Consider the following 16876-nt stretch of genomic DNA (forward strand, 5'->3'; position numbering starts at 1 on the left):
GCGCAGCGGGGCCCTTCCGTGCAGGACAGTGGCGGTGGTGACTGACCGGACTACCCTTTGCTACGTGACTTCGGATGTCCCCGTGCTCCTGTCCAGTTCCTCGGTCTTCCCCGAGCCGACCTCGGCTGCGTTCGAGATGGCGGCCACGGTGGGTTACGACGGCGTGGAGGTCATGGTCTGGACCGACGCGGTCAGCCAGGACGCCGGTGCACTCCAGGGCCTGGCCAAGCACTACGGCGTGCCGGTGCTCTCGGTCCACGCGCCGTGCCTGCTGGTCACCCAGCGGGTCTGGAGCCCGGACCCGTGGGAACGGCTCAACCGCGCGGCCGAGCTCGCCGAGTCGCTCGAAGCCCCCACGGTCGTGGTGCACCCGCCGTTCAGCTGGCAGCGGGACTACGCGCGCAACTTCGAGCCGGGGCTGGCCAAGGTGCAGGCCCGGCATCCGGACATCACTTTCGCGATCGAGAACATGTTTCCCGTACGCATGGCGGGGCGGAATTTTGTGCCCTACACCCCGGGATGGGATCCGACGGAGGTCGGCTTCGACGCGTACACGCTGGATCTGTCGCACTGTGCGGCCGCGCGCATCGACTCGATGGAGCTGGCCGACCGGATGGGTGCCGGTCTCAAACACGTGCACCTCGGTGACGGCACCGGCGAGGGGCGCGACGAGCACCTGGTGCCCGGGCGCGGCACGCAGCCGTGCGCCGAGCTGCTGCAGTCGCTGTCGGCCCGCGGGTTCCGGGGCTCGGTGGCGCTCGAGGTCAGCACCCGCAAGGTGGCCAACCGCGAGGTTCGCGTTCAGGACCTGCGCGAGTCGCTCGAGTTTGCCCGGCGCCACCTCGCGCCGACCCCATCGGGAAGCCAGGCGTTCTCTAGGCCGGCGTGAGTGTTGCCGCGCGCTTACGGGCGCGGTGGGCGGCGACGTGGGAGCGGGTCGCGCAGCGCTCCGAGCAGAAGCGCCGGCAGTTGTTGGACGACGTGTCCAGATAGACGTTGCCGCAGCGCTCGTCCGCGCAGATGCCGAAGCGCGCGCTGCCGTATTCGCACAGCCACACCGACAGGCCCCAGACCGCGCCGGCCAGATATTCCGCGCTGACCAGGGCGCCGCGCCCGGTGACGTGCATGTGCCAGTCCCCGGCGTCGTGCCCGGAGATGCGGGGCTGCACCGGGTAGGCCTCGAGCAGGGAGTTGAGCTCGGTGACGGCCTCGGCGTCGCGGCCGCTCGTGCCGTACTCGAAGACGTCGCGCAGCCGTCGCTGGGCCCGGCGCAGCGCTGCCAGGTCCTTGTCAGTGACCTCGGCGCCCATCCAGGCCAGTTCCCCGTCGAACATCGCCTTGAGCCCATCGAGGTCGTCCAGGCCGGCGTTGACGAGGTCGACGGCCGTACGCGCGTACGCATCGAAGTTCACCCGACAACCGTAGCCGCCCCCATCCGTTACGAACACGGTCGAGACATGGTTACCGCGACCCGGAGCGGCCCGGGTTATACGCTCGGCACATGCTCCGATCCGTCTTTCTCGCCGCCGCCGGGTCGTCCCGGATGGAGCGGCTGATCTCCTCGGTCCCGGTCAGCAAGGGGATCGTCCAGCGGTTCGTCGCGGGGGCGGGGGCCGACGACGCGTTGCGGACCAGCCGGGTGCTCGCCGACGACGGCCTCGCGGTCAGCCTGGACCACCTCGGTGAGGACACCCTGACCGCCGAGCAGGCCGCCGCGACCAGGGATCAGTACCTGCTGCTGCTCGGCCGGCTCAAGAGCGCAGGACTGACCCCGGCGGCCGAGGTGAGCCTCAAACTCTCGGCGGTCGGCCAGAAACTCGACGACAAGATGGCGTACGAGTACGCGAGCGCGATCTGCGCCGCCGCGGCCGAGGCGGGAACCACGGTGACCCTCGACGCCGAGGACCACTCGACCACCGATTCGACGCTCGAGATCCTCTCCGAGCTGCGCAGGGACTACCCCAGCACCGGTGCTGTCCTGCAGGCCTACCTGCGGCGCACCGAGGGGGACTGCCGCGAGCTCGCCACCGCCGGGTCGCGGGTGCGGCTCTGCAAGGGCGCCTACGCCGAGCCCGAATCGGTCGCCTACCAGTCGGCGCTGGACGTCGACAAGGCGTATGTGCGCTGCCTCAACATCCTGATGTCCGGTGCGGGCTACCCGATGGTCGCCACGCACGACCCGCGGCTGATCGCGATCGCGGAGGACCGGGCACGCTGGTTCGACCGTCAGTCGGACGAGTTCGAGTTTCAACTGCTCTTCGGCGTACGCCCGGAGGAGCAGACGCGGCTCGCCGCGGCCGGCCACACCGTGCGGGTCTACGTACCCTACGGCGACCAGTGGTACGGCTACCTGATGCGCCGCCTCGCCGAGCGTCCCGCCAACGTCGCGTTCTTCGGCAGGGCCCTGACAAGCAAAAAGTGACCCCTTTGGGCGACTTCGTGCGCGTGGCGGCTTGACTTCTCGGGTGCGATTTCACGGAACGTAGCGCGATGGTCACAGAGGTCTCGATACCGTACTGATGACACGCGCGCCCGTCAGCCACGTCGCGACAGTCCAGCCGTGGTGAGGGCGCCTGCGAAAGGATCGGTGCGAGGAGATGACGGGTCCAGCAACCCAGACGGAGGAGCGCCTCGCTGAGGTGCGCTTCCTCACCGTCGCCGAGGTCGCCGCGCTCATGCGGGTCTCCAAGATGACCGTGTATCGGCTGGTGCACGGCGGCGAGCTCAGTGCGGTACGGGTGGGCCGGTCGTTCCGGGTGCCCGAACACGCGGTTCACACGTACCTGCGTGGGGCGTTCTCGCAAACCGCCTGAGGCGTGCCCGAGGGCGCTCAGCAGGGGCCGTGTTGGTCCCACGCGGGAGGGGCGGCTACGCTGGTGCGGTTCGCCCCGTGATAGCTCGTGTGCGTTTGGCGCCGCGGCTGAGGGGCAAACCGCTAGCAGTCCGGTCGGTGCGTGTTTTCACGCGCGCCGCGGCCGGCCCCACATGGTTTCGAGAGGCATGACGTATGGGCTCCGTGGTCAAGAAGCGTCGCAAGCGTATGGCGAAGAAGAAGCACCGTAAGCTGCTGCGCAAGACCCGCGTTCAGCGTCGCCGTCTGGGCAAGTGATGACCGGCCGGGCGATCTGCCCGGCCTGCTCACTTGCCGATCCCGGCTCGGCCGCACCGGTTGCCATCGGTGTTCCGGCAGAGCCGTCACCAGGCTGCGTTGCTGTCTAGGCACAGCCGTTCTCGACCGAAGCCGCACGTGAGAGGCGCGCCCGTGGTCTCGTCCGAAGCCGCGGCCCCGCCGCGGGTCGTCGTGGTCACCGGGGTCAGCCGCTTCCTCGGAGCCCGCGTCGCGTCCCGGCTCGCCGCCGACCCCCGGGTCGATCGCGTCATCGGCCTGGATCCGCACGAGCCGCCTGCTGCCCTCGCGGGCCTGCTGGCGGACGTCGAACTGATCCAGGCCGACGCGCGGGCCGCCACCGGGGTCGTCGCCGATCTCGGCGCTGAAGCGGTCGTGCATCTCGCGGTCACGAGCGCGCCCGACCCGCAGCACGGCGGTCGCGCGGCCATGAAAGAGCAGAACGTCATCGGGACGATGCAGCTGCTCGCGGCCGCGCAGAGTGCCGGTCGGCTGCGCAAGCTGGTCGTGCGCTCGTCCACGGCCGCCTATGGCGCGTCCTTTCGCGACCCGGCCGTCTTCACCGAGGACACCGAGCCCCGCGCGGTGCCGCGTGGCTCCTTCGCGCGCGACATCCTCGATATCGAGGGCTACGTGCGTGGCTTCCGGCGCCGCCGCCCCGAGGTGGCCGCCACCGTCCTGCGATTCGCGCCGTTCATCAGCGAGACCGCGGACACCACCCTCACCCGCTACTTCGCGCAGCCGATGGTGCCGACCGTGCTCGGTCGCGACGCCCGGCTCCAGTTCGTGCACGTCGACGATGCGCTGGAGATCCTGCACCGCTCGGTCATCGAGGACCATCCCGGCACGTTCAACGTCGCCGGTGCCGGGGTCCTCGCGCTCTCCCAGGCCGTTCGCAGGGCCGGTCGCATCTCCGTGCCGCTGCCCGAGGGCACGCTCTCCTCGCTCGCCGCGGTCGCCCGCTCGGTCGGTGTCGGCAAGATCGGCCTCGACCAGGTGGACCTCTTCGTGCACGGCCGGGTGGTCGACACGACCCGGCTCGTCAAGGAGTTCGGGTTCACACCACGCACGACCGCGGCAGCTTTCGACGACTTCATCAAGGGTCACAGCAACGGGTCGTCGCTGACCGCCGACCGGCTCGAGGCGGCCGAACGCGCCATCCTGGACGGCGTTCGGCAGCTCCGGGCGGCGGCGTCCTCCGGGGGTGCCGAGTCATGAGTCAGGACGAATACCACAAGGCGCTTCCCGGGCATGCCAACTTCGCGCTGCCCCGGGAGAAGCCCTACAAGCCCCTGAACGGCAAGCGCCCGATTCCCGAGAAGCCTTCGCCCGTCGTCGAGGAGCCCCCGGCGCCGGATCCGGTGGACGTGTGGGATCAACGGGTCGCCGGCGGGCTGGCCTTCCTGCGGCGGCGACTCGCGGGTGCGTACGAGGTGGACGAGTTCGGTTTCGACCGTGAACTCAACGACAGCGTCTTCCAGCCGATGCTGCGGGTGCTCTACCGCGACTGGTTCCGCACCGAGGTGTTCGGCGTCGAGAACATCCCCGACACCGGTGGCGGGCTCCTCGTCGGCAACCACTCAGGCACGCTGGCGCTCGACGCGCTGATGCTGACCACCGCCCTGCACGACAAGCACCCACGTCAGCGGCACCTGCGGCTGCTCGGTGCCGACCTGGTCTTCCGGATGCCGGTGCTGTCCGAGCTCGCCCGCAAGGCCGGCGCCACGGTGGCCTGCAATCCCGACGCCGAGCGCCTGATGAGCGATGGTGAGCTGGTCGGCGTCTTCCCCGAGGGCTTCAAGGGCATCGGCAAACGCTATTCGGAGCGCTACAAACTGCAGCGGTTCGGCCGGGGCGGCTTCGTCTCCGCGGCGCTGCGCACCGGCACCCCGATCACGCCGGTCGCCATCGTCGGTGCGGAGGAGATCTATCCGATCCTCGCCGACCTCAAGCCGCTGGCCCGCCTGCTCGGCATCCCGTACTTCCCGGTGACCCCGACGTTCCCGTGGCTCGGCCCGCTCGGGCTGGTCCCGCTGCCGAGCAAATGGCTGATCGAGTTCTGCGAGCCGATCCCGACCGCGCACCTCACCGAGTACGCCGACGACCCGATGGTGGTCTACAACCTCGCCGACCAGGTCCGCGAGACGATCCAGGCCACTCTGCACACATTGCTGGAAAAACGGCCGGATCCGTTCGGGCGCTAAACCGGTACAATAGACACTGAGGGGCGGCCCCGACTCTTGAAGTCGGCACCGCCCCTCGCCATGTTTTGGTGGGTGTGTCAGTCCTTGCCGAACAGGTTCCCTAACAGGCCACCGAGCAGACCCTTGTCCTCCGCCGCCGGCGGAGTGACGGGGTCCTCGGAGACCATCGGTTCCGGGTCGGCCGAGACGCTCTTGGACGGCTCGGCCTCTTCCGCTTCCTCGGCGACCGTGGCCTTGCCGCCGGTGGTCGCCGTCGGCTCAGCGGTCGGATCGTCGGTGGCCTTCGGGCCGGACTTGCTCTTCTTCTTGTCGTCCGTGGTGTCGCTGTCGCCCTTGGACGACGACGATTTGTTCTTCTCGCCACCGGTGCTCTGCGTCTGGGTCTGGCCCTGACGGCGTTCGCCCGAGGACGACGAGGTCTCGGAGCCCGCCTTGCAGGAGCTCAGCGAGGGCCCGAGGGGGTCGCTCGGCGCCAGTTCGGCGTCGCAGGCCAGGCCGTCCCGGATGTGCTCCGAACGGTCCTGGACCCGGTCGAGCAGATCCAGCGACGCCAGCGCCCGTTCCCGGTTGGCGTTGTCCAGCCGTTCGAGGGCCGGGGTCAGGACGCGGCGTTGGGTGTCCACGAACGAGTCGACGTAGTTGAGGCCGGTCGGGTCCTCACGGGTCACGGCCGAGGTCGTGAGCAGCTTGACCCCCTGCGTGGCGTCGGCGTCCATGTCGGCCAGCGCGGCCGGGAACTTCACGTTGTCCCCGTCCATCGAGACCGCCTCGGAGAGCCGGTTACGGGCGAACGTCAGCGACAACTGCCCACGGGTGATGTCCGAGCCGGCCATCGCCAGCTGGGCACGTTCGGTGGAGCGCTTGACGCCGTAGAGGGCATCACCCGGCGAGGCGTTCTCGCTCGCCGCGGAGATCCCCGAGACGGCCATCGCCCCGGCGGCGACACCGATGACGATCGCGCCGCGGGCCCGGATGCGTCGCCCGCCCTGCCCCAGCAGTTTGCGGACAGGTGCGGTGGCCTCGGGCTCGTCATCGGTGGTCGCCGCGCCCTCCCCGATCCCGTCGCGTTCTGCCGTGGCGACCAGCATGGCCCGCAGCCCCATCCGGAACTCCGGTTCCACCTGGACCCCGGGTCGTGGCGCGGAGAGGCGGTGCCCGATGGCGACCAGTTCGGCGAGCTGTTCGTCGGCCCGGCCCCGGGTGTGGTGGCGACGGCCCGCGCTCGTCTCGTCGAGAAGCTCCGCGAAGCGCTCGGCGCTCCGGCGATCCAGGAAATCGAACTTCACCGGGGGCACCCCCCTTCGCTCGTGACTGACCCGCCGACGACGGTGTCAGCGGGCGCGACAGAACTGGCGGACCGTTGGTCCACCACGGGTCGCACCCGGACAAACGCTTGACGGGCAGGGGCGGTTACGGGTGGAACCGGCGTCGTTGAGGCCGTAGAGATCGACAAGGTCAGGCTTCCCATCACCACTGGAACCCTTCGGGCAGCAGCCGGGCCAGCGCTCGGACGGCCCGGTACTGCAGGGCCTTGATGGCGCCTTCGTTCTTGCCCATGGTCTGTGCGGTCTCGGCGACGGAGAAGCCCTGCAGGAAACGGAGCACGATGCACTCCTGCTGCTCGGGATTGAGCTGCTTCACCGCCGTGAGCAGCGCCACGTTGGTGATGTGGTCGACGACGGCCGCCTCTGGGCTACCTTCTGGTCCACGATCTTCGCGATCGGCGTCGAGCACGTCGCCGGTGGTCACCTCGAGCCGGTAACGCCCCGACTTGAAGTGGTCGGCGACCAGGTTGCGGGCGATGGTGACCAGCCAGGCGCCCAGGTCACGGCCCTGCCAGGTGAAGCTGCCGATGCGTTTGAGCGCCCGCAGGAAGGTGTCGGAGGTCAGGTCCTCGGCGAGTTGGCGGTTGCCGACCCGGAAGTAGACGAAACGGAAGACGGTGTCGACGTAGCGGTCGTAGATCAGCCCGAAGGCGGCCGAGTCGCCGCCCTGGGCCCGCTCGACGAGTGCCCAGACCTCCGCGGCCGCGTCGCCGGGGTCGGGGCGGGCGGGATATTTCGGTGGTTCCGACTCGCTGGGCGGGCCGGTGGTGCTCTGGGTCGGGACGACGACGGTCTGATCGGCGTCGGTGGCGCTCGCCCGGCGCTCAGGCCCGGGTTGCTGCGGTGTTTGCGGCCGGCCGGGGGCGACTACACGGCCGCCCTTCGAGTTCCCGGTGCCGGGCAGATGCCGGCTCGGTGACTCGTTGATGTGGGGCCGGTTCCGGGTCCGCTTGGGTCCGTCGCCCCGGATGGCATTGGCGACGCCCTTGCCGAGCGCGCTCAGTTTCTCCGGCACGCTCGGATAAGCCGCGAAAATGTCGCGATTGAACGGATCGCCGGCGTACACATGACTCACTGCGCCTCCTTGACCCGGCGGGCCGTCGTTGAGGGGGTGGCCGAAAGGCCGTCCACAACAAAACGGGGTGAAGCGGCCAGGAACTTGGCAGGCCGACCTCACCCACGGATGTGGACTCCGTTACACAGGGGCGAAGTATTGCCGCATCTGTGCACACCAAGTCGCACAGTGTGTGCGTTGGCCGAAAATAGTACGAAGTGGCGCAGACCGGGCGGAGTGTCCGTCTGTCACGATGAACGACGCACTGGCGGCGGCCGCCGGCCGGATCTGCGTCACAGCCGGCGTCCGGGACATGTGCCAGACTCGGGCGTCGTGGGAGACCTCTCCGCGAGCCCGGCACCCGATCCGGTCCGGGCCGCCGCACGACAGACGCCCGACCGGCCCGCACTCATCGCCGGTGACACCGTTCTGACCTGGTCCGAGCTGGACGAACGCGTCGAAAGTGCGGCGCGGCACCTGGCCGTGGGCAGTGTGCCCGGCGATCGGATCGCGATCGTTCTGGGCAACACGCTCGGCTTCGCCATCGCCTACTTCGGCACGCTCAGGGCCGGGCGGGTGGCGGTTCCTTTGAATCCCGCGTACGCCGATGACGAGCTCGCATTCGCGCTTGCCGACAGCGGGGCGGTTCGCGTTGTCGTGGCGAACGCAGGACGGGATTTTGTGCGTTTGTCGGATGTGGAGCGCGTACGAGAAGAATCGCTGGAGCGGGGCGGACCGCCACTCGCGACGCCCGGGCCGGCCACCGATGATCTCGCGGTTCTGCTCTATACGTCCGGGACCAGTGGGCGGCCGAAGGGTGCCATGCTCACGCACCGGGCACTTTCCGCGAACAACGAGCAATTATCGCGTATCGAGCCGCCGGTTATCGGAGCCGACGACGTGGTGCTGCTCGCCATTCCGTTCTTTCATGCCTACGGCCTCAATACCGGGCTCGGCGCCGTTGCCCAGCATGGCGCCTGCGGTGTTCTGGCGGAGCGTTTCGATCCCGCCGAAACGCTCGCGCTGATCGCAGAACACCAGGTCACAGCAGTTATCGGGGTTCCTTCCATGTATGCGGCCTGGTCGTTGATGCCCGATGTCGACCTCAGTTCTGTGCGCACCGCTGTCTGTGGCGCGGCGCCGTTGGACCCGGCCGTGGCGGCGCGCTTCACTCTGGCGACGGGCAAGGGCATTCTCATCGGGTACGGCTTGACCGAAGCGGCGCCGGTCCTGACGACCACGGCAGTGAGCGACCGGGCGAAAGTCGGTTCGATCGGGCGTCCGTTGCCGGGCATTTCGCTGCTTCTCCGATCGGCGGACGGTGCGGTTCTGTGGCGCGACGGCGTCACCACCCCGGCGGAGGACGACGAACTGGAGCTCGACCTGGCTTCGGAGGGCACCGATCCCGGCGAGATCGTGGTGCGTGGCGCGAATCTCTTCTCGGGTTACTGGCCCGGCGGCGAGGACGGTCCTTCCTCCGACGGCTGGTGGGGGACCGGTGATATCGCCTATGCGGACGCCGGCGGTGACCTCGTCCTGGTCGACCGGATCGGCGAGCTGATCCTGATCAACGGCTTCAACGTGTATCCGGCCGAGATCGAGCGCGTCCTCGACGCCCATCCCGGAGTGCTCGAAGCCGCGGTGATCGCCGTGCCCGACGAGCGCACCGGCCAGGCGCCGTACGCATATGTAGTGCCCGCTCTCGACCCCGCACCCACCCCGGCCGAGCTGCACGCCTACCTCGGGACGCAGCTGGCCCGGTTCAAACTGCCGGCCGGCATCGAGCTGGTGAGTGAGTTGCCGCACTCCGCGATCGGCAAAGTACGCAAAGGAGCCCTCCGATGACCCCGTCCGACCACCCCGCCACCGCCCTTGACCGGACTGAAGCGCCCCCTCGTCTTACCTTGATCAGCCGCGCCGGCTGTCACCTCTGCGAGGAGGCCGAGCAGGTGCTCGACCGGATCGCGCCCGAGGGCTGGACTAGGGTGGAGGTCGAAGGCTCGATCGAGCTGGAGCGTGACTACGGCGACCGGGTGCCGGTGGTGATCCTCGACGGCAAGGAGCACGGCTACTGGCGGGTCGAGGAGGAGCGGTTGCTCCGGGATATGGCTAGACCTCCGGGTGCCCCTCGGCTGTAACGTCACGGCCGTGGCTCGAAATCATCTTGTCTGGGACTGGAACGGCACCCTGCTCGACGACCTCTCGCTGGTCGTCGCCTCCACCAATGAGACGTTCGCCAGAGTCGGCGGCCGCAGCGTGGACTCCGACGAGCATCGCTCGCGGTTCCGTCGCCCGGTCGCCGAGTTCTACGCCGAGATCCTCGAGCGGGCGATCAGCGACGACGAGTTCGAGGAGCTCGACCGGATCTTCCACGACGCCTACCGGCTCGGCCTGACCACCATCCCGCTCGCGGCCGACGCCGAGGCGGCGATCAAGGCCTGGGAGGGCACCCAGTCGCTGCTGTCGATGTGGTTCCACAGCGAGCTGATCCCGGCGGTCGAGTCCCGTGGCCTGGCCGGCGTCTTCGCCCGCATCGACGGCCGCCCCACCGAGGTCGACGGCGGTCTCAAGGCGGCCCATCTGGCCCGGCACCTCGCCGAGCTGAAGATCCAGGGCCCGGATTGTGTGCTGATCGGGGATTCCATCGATGACGCGGACGCCGCGGTATCGGTCGGCGCGGCCGCCGTGCTCTATACCGGCGGTTTCACCGACCCGAATCGGCTGCGCGCATCGGGCGTTCCGGTCGCGGACTCGTTAATGGAAGCGGTGTTGATCGCCAAGGCACTGTGATACTCGTCGTCGGCATCGCGACGTTGTTGGCAGTGGGGCCTCGGAAGCGGTAATACTCGGAGGGATGTCGGCGTGCGAGTAGCACGCTGACTCGATCTTTGTCCAGTTCCGCTATCAAGATCGCGATTTGTGCACGCCTTCACAAGCGCCTACTCTGTGACTCCGACGAGCCCCGCTACCACAGCCGGTCAATCCGGGCCACAGAGGGCTCACCGCAGGTTCGCCACCTTGTCGGCACGGAGTCAGATGAGTCAGCAGCGTCATGGAAACACGCCCGGCAACGCCGGCGCAGTGCCCGCCTTCCCGGATCTGCCGGAAGCGACGATCGCGCGACTGCCGGAGTACCTTCGCGCTCTGCACAACCTCGCGGAAGCCGGCTCCGACACGATCTCCAGCGAGGGTCTCGCCGCCGCGGCGGGAGTCAACTCGGCCAAGCTCCGCAAAGACCTGTCCCACCTCGGGTCCTATGGCACCCGTGGCGTCGGTTACGACGTCACCCTGCTGATCGACCAGATCGAATACATCCTCGGCCTCGACCAGCGCCGCGCCGTCGCCCTCGTGGGCGTCGGAAACCTGGGCCACGCGCTGGCCGGCTACGACGGTTTCGCCAGTCGCGGGTTCCGCATAGTCGCTCTCTTCGACGCCGATCTCGAGCAGGTCGGCAAAGCGATCAACGGGCTGACCGTGCGGCACGTCGGCGAGCTGCGCCGTGCCGTCGTCGAGGACGGCATCACCATCGGGGTCATCTCGACCCCGCCGAGCGCCGCGCAGGGCGTCGCCGACGATCTGGTGGCCGCGGGGGTCACCAGCATCCTCAACTTCGCACCCTGCGTGCTGTCGGTCCCGGCCGGTGTCGACGTCCGCAAGGTGGATCTCGCCATCGAGCTGCAGATCCTGTCGTTCCACGAACACCGCAAGGCCTCGCTGACCGCCCTGCCTGGCGGGCTGGTCGGCGAGGGCGGTAACCAGGAGGCGGTCGGATCGTGAACCTGCTCAGCGTCGGCGCGTCCCACAAGACAGCCGGAGTCGGCACCCTCGAGCGTCTCTCGATAGCCGGCCCGGACATTCCCGCCATCCTGCAGAAACTCGTCGCCCAGCCGTATGTCGGCGAGGCGGTCGTCCTCTCCACCTGCAACCGGGTGGAGGTCTACGCGGCGGTCACCGGCTTCCACGGCGGTCTCGGCGACGTCTGCAATGTGCTCGCCGAGGAGTCCGGCATCGGGGCCAACGAGCTCGCGAGCCATCTCTACGTGCACTACGACGAGGCGGCCGTGCGCCACTCGTTCCGGGTCTCCTCCGGGCTCGACTCGATGGTCGTCGGCGAGGCACAGATCCTCGGCCAGCTGCGTGACGCCTACCACGCGGCGACCGAGGCCGACTCCGCCGGCAGGCTCCTGCACGAGCTCATGCAGCAGACGCTGCGGGTCGGCAAGCGCGCACACGCCGAGACCGGCATCGACAAGGCCGGTCAGAGCGTGGTCAGCGCTGCCCTCGAGGTCGCGGCCGACGCGTTCGGCGGTGACCTGAGCGGTCGCAAGGGTCTCGTGATCGGTGCCGGCGCGATGGGTGCCCTCTCCGTGGCGACCCTCACCCGCTCCGGCGTCGGCCCGCTGAAGATCACCAACCGCGGCGCCGACCGCGCCGCCCGGCTCGCCGAGGCATATGGCGCCACCGCGGTCCCCTTCGACTCCCTCGACGAGGCGCTGGACGAGGCCGACCTGGTGGTTTGCGCCACAGCGTCGACCGAGCCGGTGCTCACCGCGGAGCGCCTCGCGGGCCGCTCACGGCAGCTCGTCGTGCTCGACCTGGCGGTGCCGCGCGACGTCTCACCAGAGGTCGCCGCGCTGCCCAATGTGACCGTCGTCGACATGGACGGGCTCGCCGCCAGCCGCCGCGCGCTGCCGGCCGCCGCTGACACCGCCGCGGTCGAACAGATCGTGAGTTCCGAGGTAGATCAGTTCCTGGGCTGGCTGCGCGGTGCCGAGATCGCGCCGACCGTCGCCGCCCTGCGCACCCGCGCCGACGAGGTCGTCAGCGCCGAGCTGCGCAAGCTGTCCTCGCGCCGTCCGGAGTTCACCGACGAGCAGCGCTCCGACGTGGCCCGCACCCTGCACCGCGTCGTCCAGCAACTGCTGCATTCGCCCACCGTCCGGGTCCGGCAACTTGCGGCGGAGCCCGGCGGCGACCAGTATGCGGCCCTGTTGCGTGAGTTGTTCGACCTCGACGTCCCGCATGCGACCCAGGCGGACGCCGTGCCGGAGATCGGAGGGAAAGCGTGACCACCCCGCTACGTCTCGGCACCCGTGGCAGCAAGCTCGCACTCGCCCAGAGCCAGATGGTGGCCGACGAGCTGACCAAGCGCACCGGCACCCCGGTCGAGCTGGTCCGCATCATCACCGCCGGTGACCGCTCGGCCGCTCCGGTTGCGGAGCTGGGCGTCGGAGTGTTCGTCTCCGCGCTGCGCGACGCGCTGCTCAACAATGAAATCGACTTCGCGGTCCACTCGTACAAGGACCTGCCGACCGCGTTACTGCCCAGCCTGCACATCGCGGCTGTGCCCGAGCGGGAGGACCCGCGCGACGCGCTCGTCGCCCGTGACGGCAAGACCCTCACGGAGCTCTTCGCGGGGTCGACCATCGGCACGGGTGCGGTGCGCCGAATCGCGCAATTGCATGCCTTGGGCCTACAGTTGCAGGTCACGCCGATTCGCGGCAACATCGACAGCCGAATCGCGCGGGTGCTCGGCCCTGAGGCCGACCTCGACGCGGTCGTCCTGGCGAGGGCCGGCGTGATGCGTCTCGGCAGGGCCGCCGAGATCACAGAGACGCTGGATCCGATGCTCATGCTGCCCGCACCCGCCCAGGGTGCGTTGGCCGTCGAGTGCCTGTCCGGCAACACTGACCTGGTCGAGCTGCTGGGGGCACTCGACCACGCACCGTCCCGCTTCGCCGTCACGGCGGAACGGGCGATGCTCGCCAAGCTCGAGGCCGGGTGCTCCGCCCCGGTCGCGGCACACGCCGAGCTCGCCGAAGGTGAGCAAGGCGACGAGATCTACCTGCGCGGTGCGGTGATCAGCCCGGACGGGACCCGAGCTGTCCGGTTGTCGCGCACCGGTACGCCCGCCGCCGCGGCGGAGATCGGCAAGGCGCTCGCCGCCGATCTCCTCGAGGCCGGCGCCGACACCCTGATGGGGAGCACAGAATGACCACCCGCACCGCCCGCAACCGCGCCGGACGCATCGCGTTCGTCGGCGCCGGACCCGGCGACCCGGGGCTGCTGACGCGCCGGGCCCACGACACCCTCGCCGAGGCCGACCAGGTCGTGTACGACCGAGGTGTGCCCGAGTCGCTGCTCGCGGCGATCAAGGCGGAGGCCAAGGACGACACCCAGTTCAGCCCGGCCGAAGGGGCACCCGGCGACGTCGCCAAGGTGCTCCTCTCAGCCGCGAAGTCCGGGCTGTCCGCCGTCCACCTCGTGGCCGGCGACCCCTTCGGCCACGAGTCCGTGGTCCACGAGGTGCAGGCCGTCGCCCGCACCGCGGTGCACTTCGAGGTCGTGCCGGGCCTCGGCCAGGCGGAGGGCGTCGCCACCTACGCGGGCGTCCCGCTGCCGGCCGTGCGCACCGTCGCCGACGTCGACGACGTCACCGCCCTCGACTTCGACGCCCTCGCCGCGGCCGCCCTCAAGGGCTCCTTCGCGGTAGCCGTGGACGCCGGCGACCTCGCCGCCGTCCGCGACGGCCTCCTCGCCTCGGGCGTCGAGCCGGGCACCCCCGTCGGCGTCACCGGCGACGGCACCGGCGAAACGCAGTACACCACCACCTCCACGGTCGACAGCTTCGTCGCCGCAGCCCTCGGCTTCACCGGCCGCGTCGTCCTCACCGTCGGCGGCGACGTCGCCGAGCGCGACAAGCTCAGCTGGTGGGAGAACCGCCCGCTCTACGGCTGGAAGGTCCTCGTCCCGCGCACCAAGGAGCAGGCAGGCGCGATGAGCGCCCGGCTCCGCGCGTACGGCGCCATCCCGTGCGAGGTCCCCACCATCGCCGTCGAACCCCCGCGCACCCCCGCGCAGATGGAACGAGCGGTCAAGGGCCTCGTCGACGGCCGCTACGCCTGGGTCGTCTTCACCTCGGTCAACGCCGTTCGCGCAGTCTGGGAGAAGTTCGCCGAGCACGGCCTCGACGCCCGCCACTTCGGCGGCGTCAAGATCGCCTGCATCGGCGAAGCCACCGCCGACGCCGTCCGCGACTTCGGCATCCAGCCCGAACTCATCCCCGCCGACGACCAGTCCAGCGAAGGCCTCCTCGCCGAGTTCTCGCCCCACGACGAGATCCTCGACCCGGTAGGCCGCGTCCTGCTCCCCCGAGCCGACATCGCCACCGAAACCCTCGCCGCCGGCCTCATCGAACGAGGCTGGGAAGTCGACGACGTCACGGCCTACCGCACCGTCCGCGCCGCCCCGCCGCCGGCCGACATCCGCGACGCCATCAAGTCAGGCGGCTTCGACGCGGTCCTCTTCACCTCATCCTCCACGGTCCGCAACCTCGTCGGCATCGCAGGCAAGCCCCACGCCCGCACCGTCGTCGCGGTCATCGGCCCGAAAACGGCCGAAACAGCCACAGAATTCGGCCTCCGCGTCGACGTCCAGCCTCAGCACGCCTCGGTCCCCGACCTCGTCGAAGCCCTCGCTTCGTACGCGGTGGAGCTCCGCGAGAAGCTCGCAGCAATGCCCGCCAAGCAGCGCCGCGGCTCAAAGGTCCAGGGCCCCACAGCCCTCCGCTTCCGCTGACGGTTTCGCCTGACCGTTTCGTCTGATCGTTTCGCCTGACCGTTTCGTCTGATCGTCGTCCGCTGGGCGATCGGGCGATGGCATGATCTGCGGTCCCGCCTCGGCGGGCCGCTGAACGGCTGAACCGGGCTGGTGTCTGTTCGCACCGGCCCATTCCCGGGCTGGTGTCTGTTCGCACCGGCCCATTCCCGGGCTGGTGTCTGTTCGCGCCAGCTCGGCCCGGGCTGGCGCTCTTCGTGCCAACCCATCCCCGGGCTGGTGTTCTTCGCACCGGCCCGGCCCGTCGGGCAGCTCGCCGGGTTCTTCGGTTTCTTCGGGTGAGCTCGCTGGTCTGCCGGCCTTGCGCGCGGCAGACTTTGCTGGTCCGGTCGTCAGCCTTCACTGGCGACCTGGTTTGTCGCCGACCTGCTGGGGCCGGTTTGGTTTATCGCCGACCTGCTGGGGCCGGTTTGATGCTTCGCCGGCCCACTGCGGCCGACCTGGCTGAGGGAGAGAGCATGTCGTACCCCGACATTCGCCCGCGCCGGCTTCGGCGTTCGGCTGCCATGCGCCGCCTGGTGGAAGAGACCCGCGTCTCGCCCGCCGAACTGGTGCTCCCGGTCTTCATCAAGGAAGGTCTCGCCGAGCCCCGCCCGATCTCCTCCATGCCCGGCGTCGTGCAGCACTCGCGTGATTCGTTGCGCAAGGCCGCGCACGAGGCCGTCCGGGCCGGTGTCGGCGGGATCATGCTTTTCGGCGTGCCGAAGAACGAGAACAAGGACGAGACCGGCTCGGGTGGCATCGACCCGGACGGCATTCTCAACGTGGCCATCCGCGACGTTGTGGCCGAGGTCGGCGATTCCACGATCGTCATGGGCGATCTGTGTCTTGATGAGTTCACCTCCCACGGTCACTGCGGCGTGCTCACCGCTGACGGCACGGTGGACAACGACGCCACCCTTGATCTTTACGCCCAGATGGGCATCGCCCAGGCCGAGGCCGGCGCCCATGTGGTCGGCCCCTCCGGAATGATGGATGGCCAGGTCGGCGTGATCCGCCGAGCCCTCGACAAGGCAGGTCACCAGGACACTGCTGTCCTCGCCTACGCGGTGAAGTACGCGGGTGCCTTCTACGGCCCCTTCCGTGAGGCCGTGGAGTCGACCCTGCAGGGCGACCGCCGTACCTACCAGCAGAGCCCCGGCAACATCCGTGAAGCTCTGCGCGAGGTCGACCTCGATGTCGCCGAGGGCGCGGACATGGTCATGGTCAAGCCCGCGCTGCCCTACCTCGACGTGGTGGCAGCCGTCCGTGACCGCGTAGACGTCCCGGTCGCGGCCTACCAGGTCTCCGGTGAGTACGCGATGGTCGAAGCCGCCGCCGCGAACGGCTGGATCGACCGCCAGGGCGTGATGCTGGAGACCCTCACGTCGATCAAGCGTGCGGGTGCTCAGATCATGCTCACCTACTGGGCCACCGAGGCGGCCCAGCTCCTCCGCGATCGTTACTGAGCCATTCACTGCGGCCCGTGTGCCGGGTTTCATGCAGCCAACGTACTCGGCTGTCGAGCCCGGATTCGGGTTATCCACAACGCGCCTCTGTCCACAGGGTG

The 16876-nt window shown here is 69.5% G+C and carries 17 protein-coding genes; 14 read left to right on the forward strand and 3 right to left on the reverse strand.

The window, feature by feature from the left end; all coding sequences use genetic code 11:
• The first annotated feature begins 64 nt into the window (after nt 1–64).
• Nucleotides 65–889, forward strand: a complete 825-nt coding sequence (locus Aco04nite_RS29375; RefSeq protein ID WP_213000483.1) for a sugar phosphate isomerase/epimerase family protein — start codon at nt 65–67, stop codon at nt 887–889.
• On the opposite strand, the gene Aco04nite_RS29380 is transcribed toward Aco04nite_RS29375, so the two are convergent.
• Nucleotides 876–1412, reverse strand: a complete 537-nt coding sequence (locus Aco04nite_RS29380) for a CGNR zinc finger domain-containing protein (RefSeq protein WP_213000484.1) — start codon at nt 1410–1412, stop codon at nt 876–878. The two genes, Aco04nite_RS29375 and Aco04nite_RS29380, sit on opposite strands and share 14 nt — an antisense overlap.
• A gap of 89 nt (nt 1413–1501) precedes the next feature.
• Here Aco04nite_RS29380 and Aco04nite_RS29385 point away from each other — a divergent pair, with 89 nt between their 5' ends.
• The 5 genes from Aco04nite_RS29385 (at nt 1502) to Aco04nite_RS29405 (ending at nt 5331) form a co-directional block, all read left to right on the forward strand.
• Complete coding sequence (locus Aco04nite_RS29385; protein WP_213000485.1) at nt 1502–2422, forward strand: proline dehydrogenase family protein; 921 nt, start codon at nt 1502–1504, stop codon at nt 2420–2422.
• 175 nt (nt 2423–2597) lie between these two features.
• A complete protein-coding gene (locus Aco04nite_RS29390) occupies nt 2598–2813 on the forward strand; it encodes a helix-turn-helix domain-containing protein (RefSeq protein WP_203838164.1) in 216 nt (71 codons plus the stop codon).
• A 194-nt stretch (nt 2814–3007) separates the two neighbouring features.
• Nucleotides 3008–3109 (forward strand): 30S ribosomal protein bS22, encoded by a 102-nt coding sequence (locus Aco04nite_RS29395; RefSeq protein ID WP_007465623.1) that lies wholly within the window; start codon nt 3008–3010, stop codon nt 3107–3109.
• Between the two features lie 153 nt (nt 3110–3262).
• Nucleotides 3263–4345 (forward strand): NAD-dependent epimerase/dehydratase family protein, encoded by a 1083-nt coding sequence (locus Aco04nite_RS29400; protein ID WP_213000486.1) that lies wholly within the window; start codon nt 3263–3265, stop codon nt 4343–4345.
• Complete coding sequence (locus Aco04nite_RS29405; RefSeq protein ID WP_213000487.1) at nt 4342–5331, forward strand: lysophospholipid acyltransferase family protein; 990 nt, start codon at nt 4342–4344, stop codon at nt 5329–5331. Before Aco04nite_RS29400 ends, Aco04nite_RS29405 begins: the two co-directional genes overlap by 4 nt.
• 77 nt (nt 5332–5408) lie before the next feature.
• Here the strand turns inward: Aco04nite_RS29405 and Aco04nite_RS29410 are convergent, their stop codons facing one another.
• Together Aco04nite_RS29410 and Aco04nite_RS29415 are read right to left on the reverse strand one after the other, a co-directional pair.
• On the reverse strand, nt 5409–6617 hold the full coding sequence (locus Aco04nite_RS29410; protein WP_244876388.1) for a DUF5667 domain-containing protein: 1209 nt from the start codon (nt 6615–6617) through the stop codon (nt 5409–5411).
• 181 nt (nt 6618–6798) lie between these two features.
• The gene (locus tag Aco04nite_RS29415; RefSeq protein ID WP_438874953.1) at nt 6799–7722 is read right to left on the reverse strand and encodes a sigma-70 family RNA polymerase sigma factor; all 924 of its coding nucleotides are present in this window, start codon (nt 7720–7722) and stop codon (nt 6799–6801) included.
• Between the two features lie 321 nt (nt 7723–8043).
• Here Aco04nite_RS29415 and Aco04nite_RS29420 point away from each other — a divergent pair, with 321 nt between their 5' ends.
• The 8 genes from Aco04nite_RS29420 to hemB all read left to right on the forward strand — a co-directional run bounded on the left by Aco04nite_RS29420 (nt 8044) and on the right by hemB (nt 16775).
• Nucleotides 8044–9555: an AMP-binding protein gene (locus Aco04nite_RS29420; RefSeq protein WP_213000490.1), complete on the forward strand. Its 1512-nt coding sequence runs from the start codon at nt 8044–8046 to the stop codon at nt 9553–9555.
• Entirely contained in the window at nt 9552–9848 is a 297-nt protein-coding gene (locus Aco04nite_RS29425) for a glutaredoxin family protein (RefSeq protein WP_213000491.1), read from the forward strand. The genes Aco04nite_RS29420 and Aco04nite_RS29425 overlap by 4 nt, the downstream gene beginning before the upstream one ends.
• 10 nt (nt 9849–9858) lie before the next feature.
• Nucleotides 9859–10500 carry an HAD family hydrolase gene (locus Aco04nite_RS29430; RefSeq protein WP_213000492.1) on the forward strand — a complete coding sequence of 214 codons (642 nt, stop codon included), beginning with the start codon at nt 9859–9861 and terminating at the stop codon, nt 10498–10500.
• Nucleotides 10501–10746: 246 nt separating this feature from the next.
• Complete coding sequence (locus tag Aco04nite_RS29435; RefSeq protein WP_213000493.1) at nt 10747–11487, forward strand: redox-sensing transcriptional repressor Rex; 741 nt, start codon at nt 10747–10749, stop codon at nt 11485–11487.
• Nucleotides 11484–12779, forward strand: coding sequence for a glutamyl-tRNA reductase (locus Aco04nite_RS29440; RefSeq protein WP_213000494.1), 1296 nt, complete (start codon nt 11484–11486; stop codon nt 12777–12779). The genes Aco04nite_RS29435 and Aco04nite_RS29440 overlap by 4 nt, the downstream gene beginning before the upstream one ends.
• On the forward strand, nt 12776–13705 hold the full coding sequence (hemC, locus tag Aco04nite_RS29445; protein ID WP_213000495.1) for a hydroxymethylbilane synthase: 930 nt from the start codon (nt 12776–12778) through the stop codon (nt 13703–13705). The genes Aco04nite_RS29440 and hemC overlap by 4 nt, the downstream gene beginning before the upstream one ends.
• Nucleotides 13702–15288 (forward strand): bifunctional uroporphyrinogen-III C-methyltransferase/uroporphyrinogen-III synthase, encoded by a 1587-nt coding sequence (locus Aco04nite_RS29450; RefSeq protein ID WP_213000496.1) that lies wholly within the window; start codon nt 13702–13704, stop codon nt 15286–15288. The genes hemC and Aco04nite_RS29450 overlap by 4 nt, the downstream gene beginning before the upstream one ends.
• Nucleotides 15289–15785: 497 nt before the next feature.
• Nucleotides 15786–16775: a porphobilinogen synthase gene (gene hemB / locus Aco04nite_RS29455; RefSeq protein ID WP_213000497.1), complete on the forward strand. Its 990-nt coding sequence runs from the start codon at nt 15786–15788 to the stop codon at nt 16773–16775.
• Nucleotides 16776–16876: the final 101 nt, after the last annotated feature.

Origin of the sequence: Winogradskya consettensis (genome assembly GCF_018332715.1) — a bacterium.
GTDB lineage: Bacteria > Actinomycetota > Actinomycetes > Mycobacteriales > Micromonosporaceae > Actinoplanes > Actinoplanes consettensis.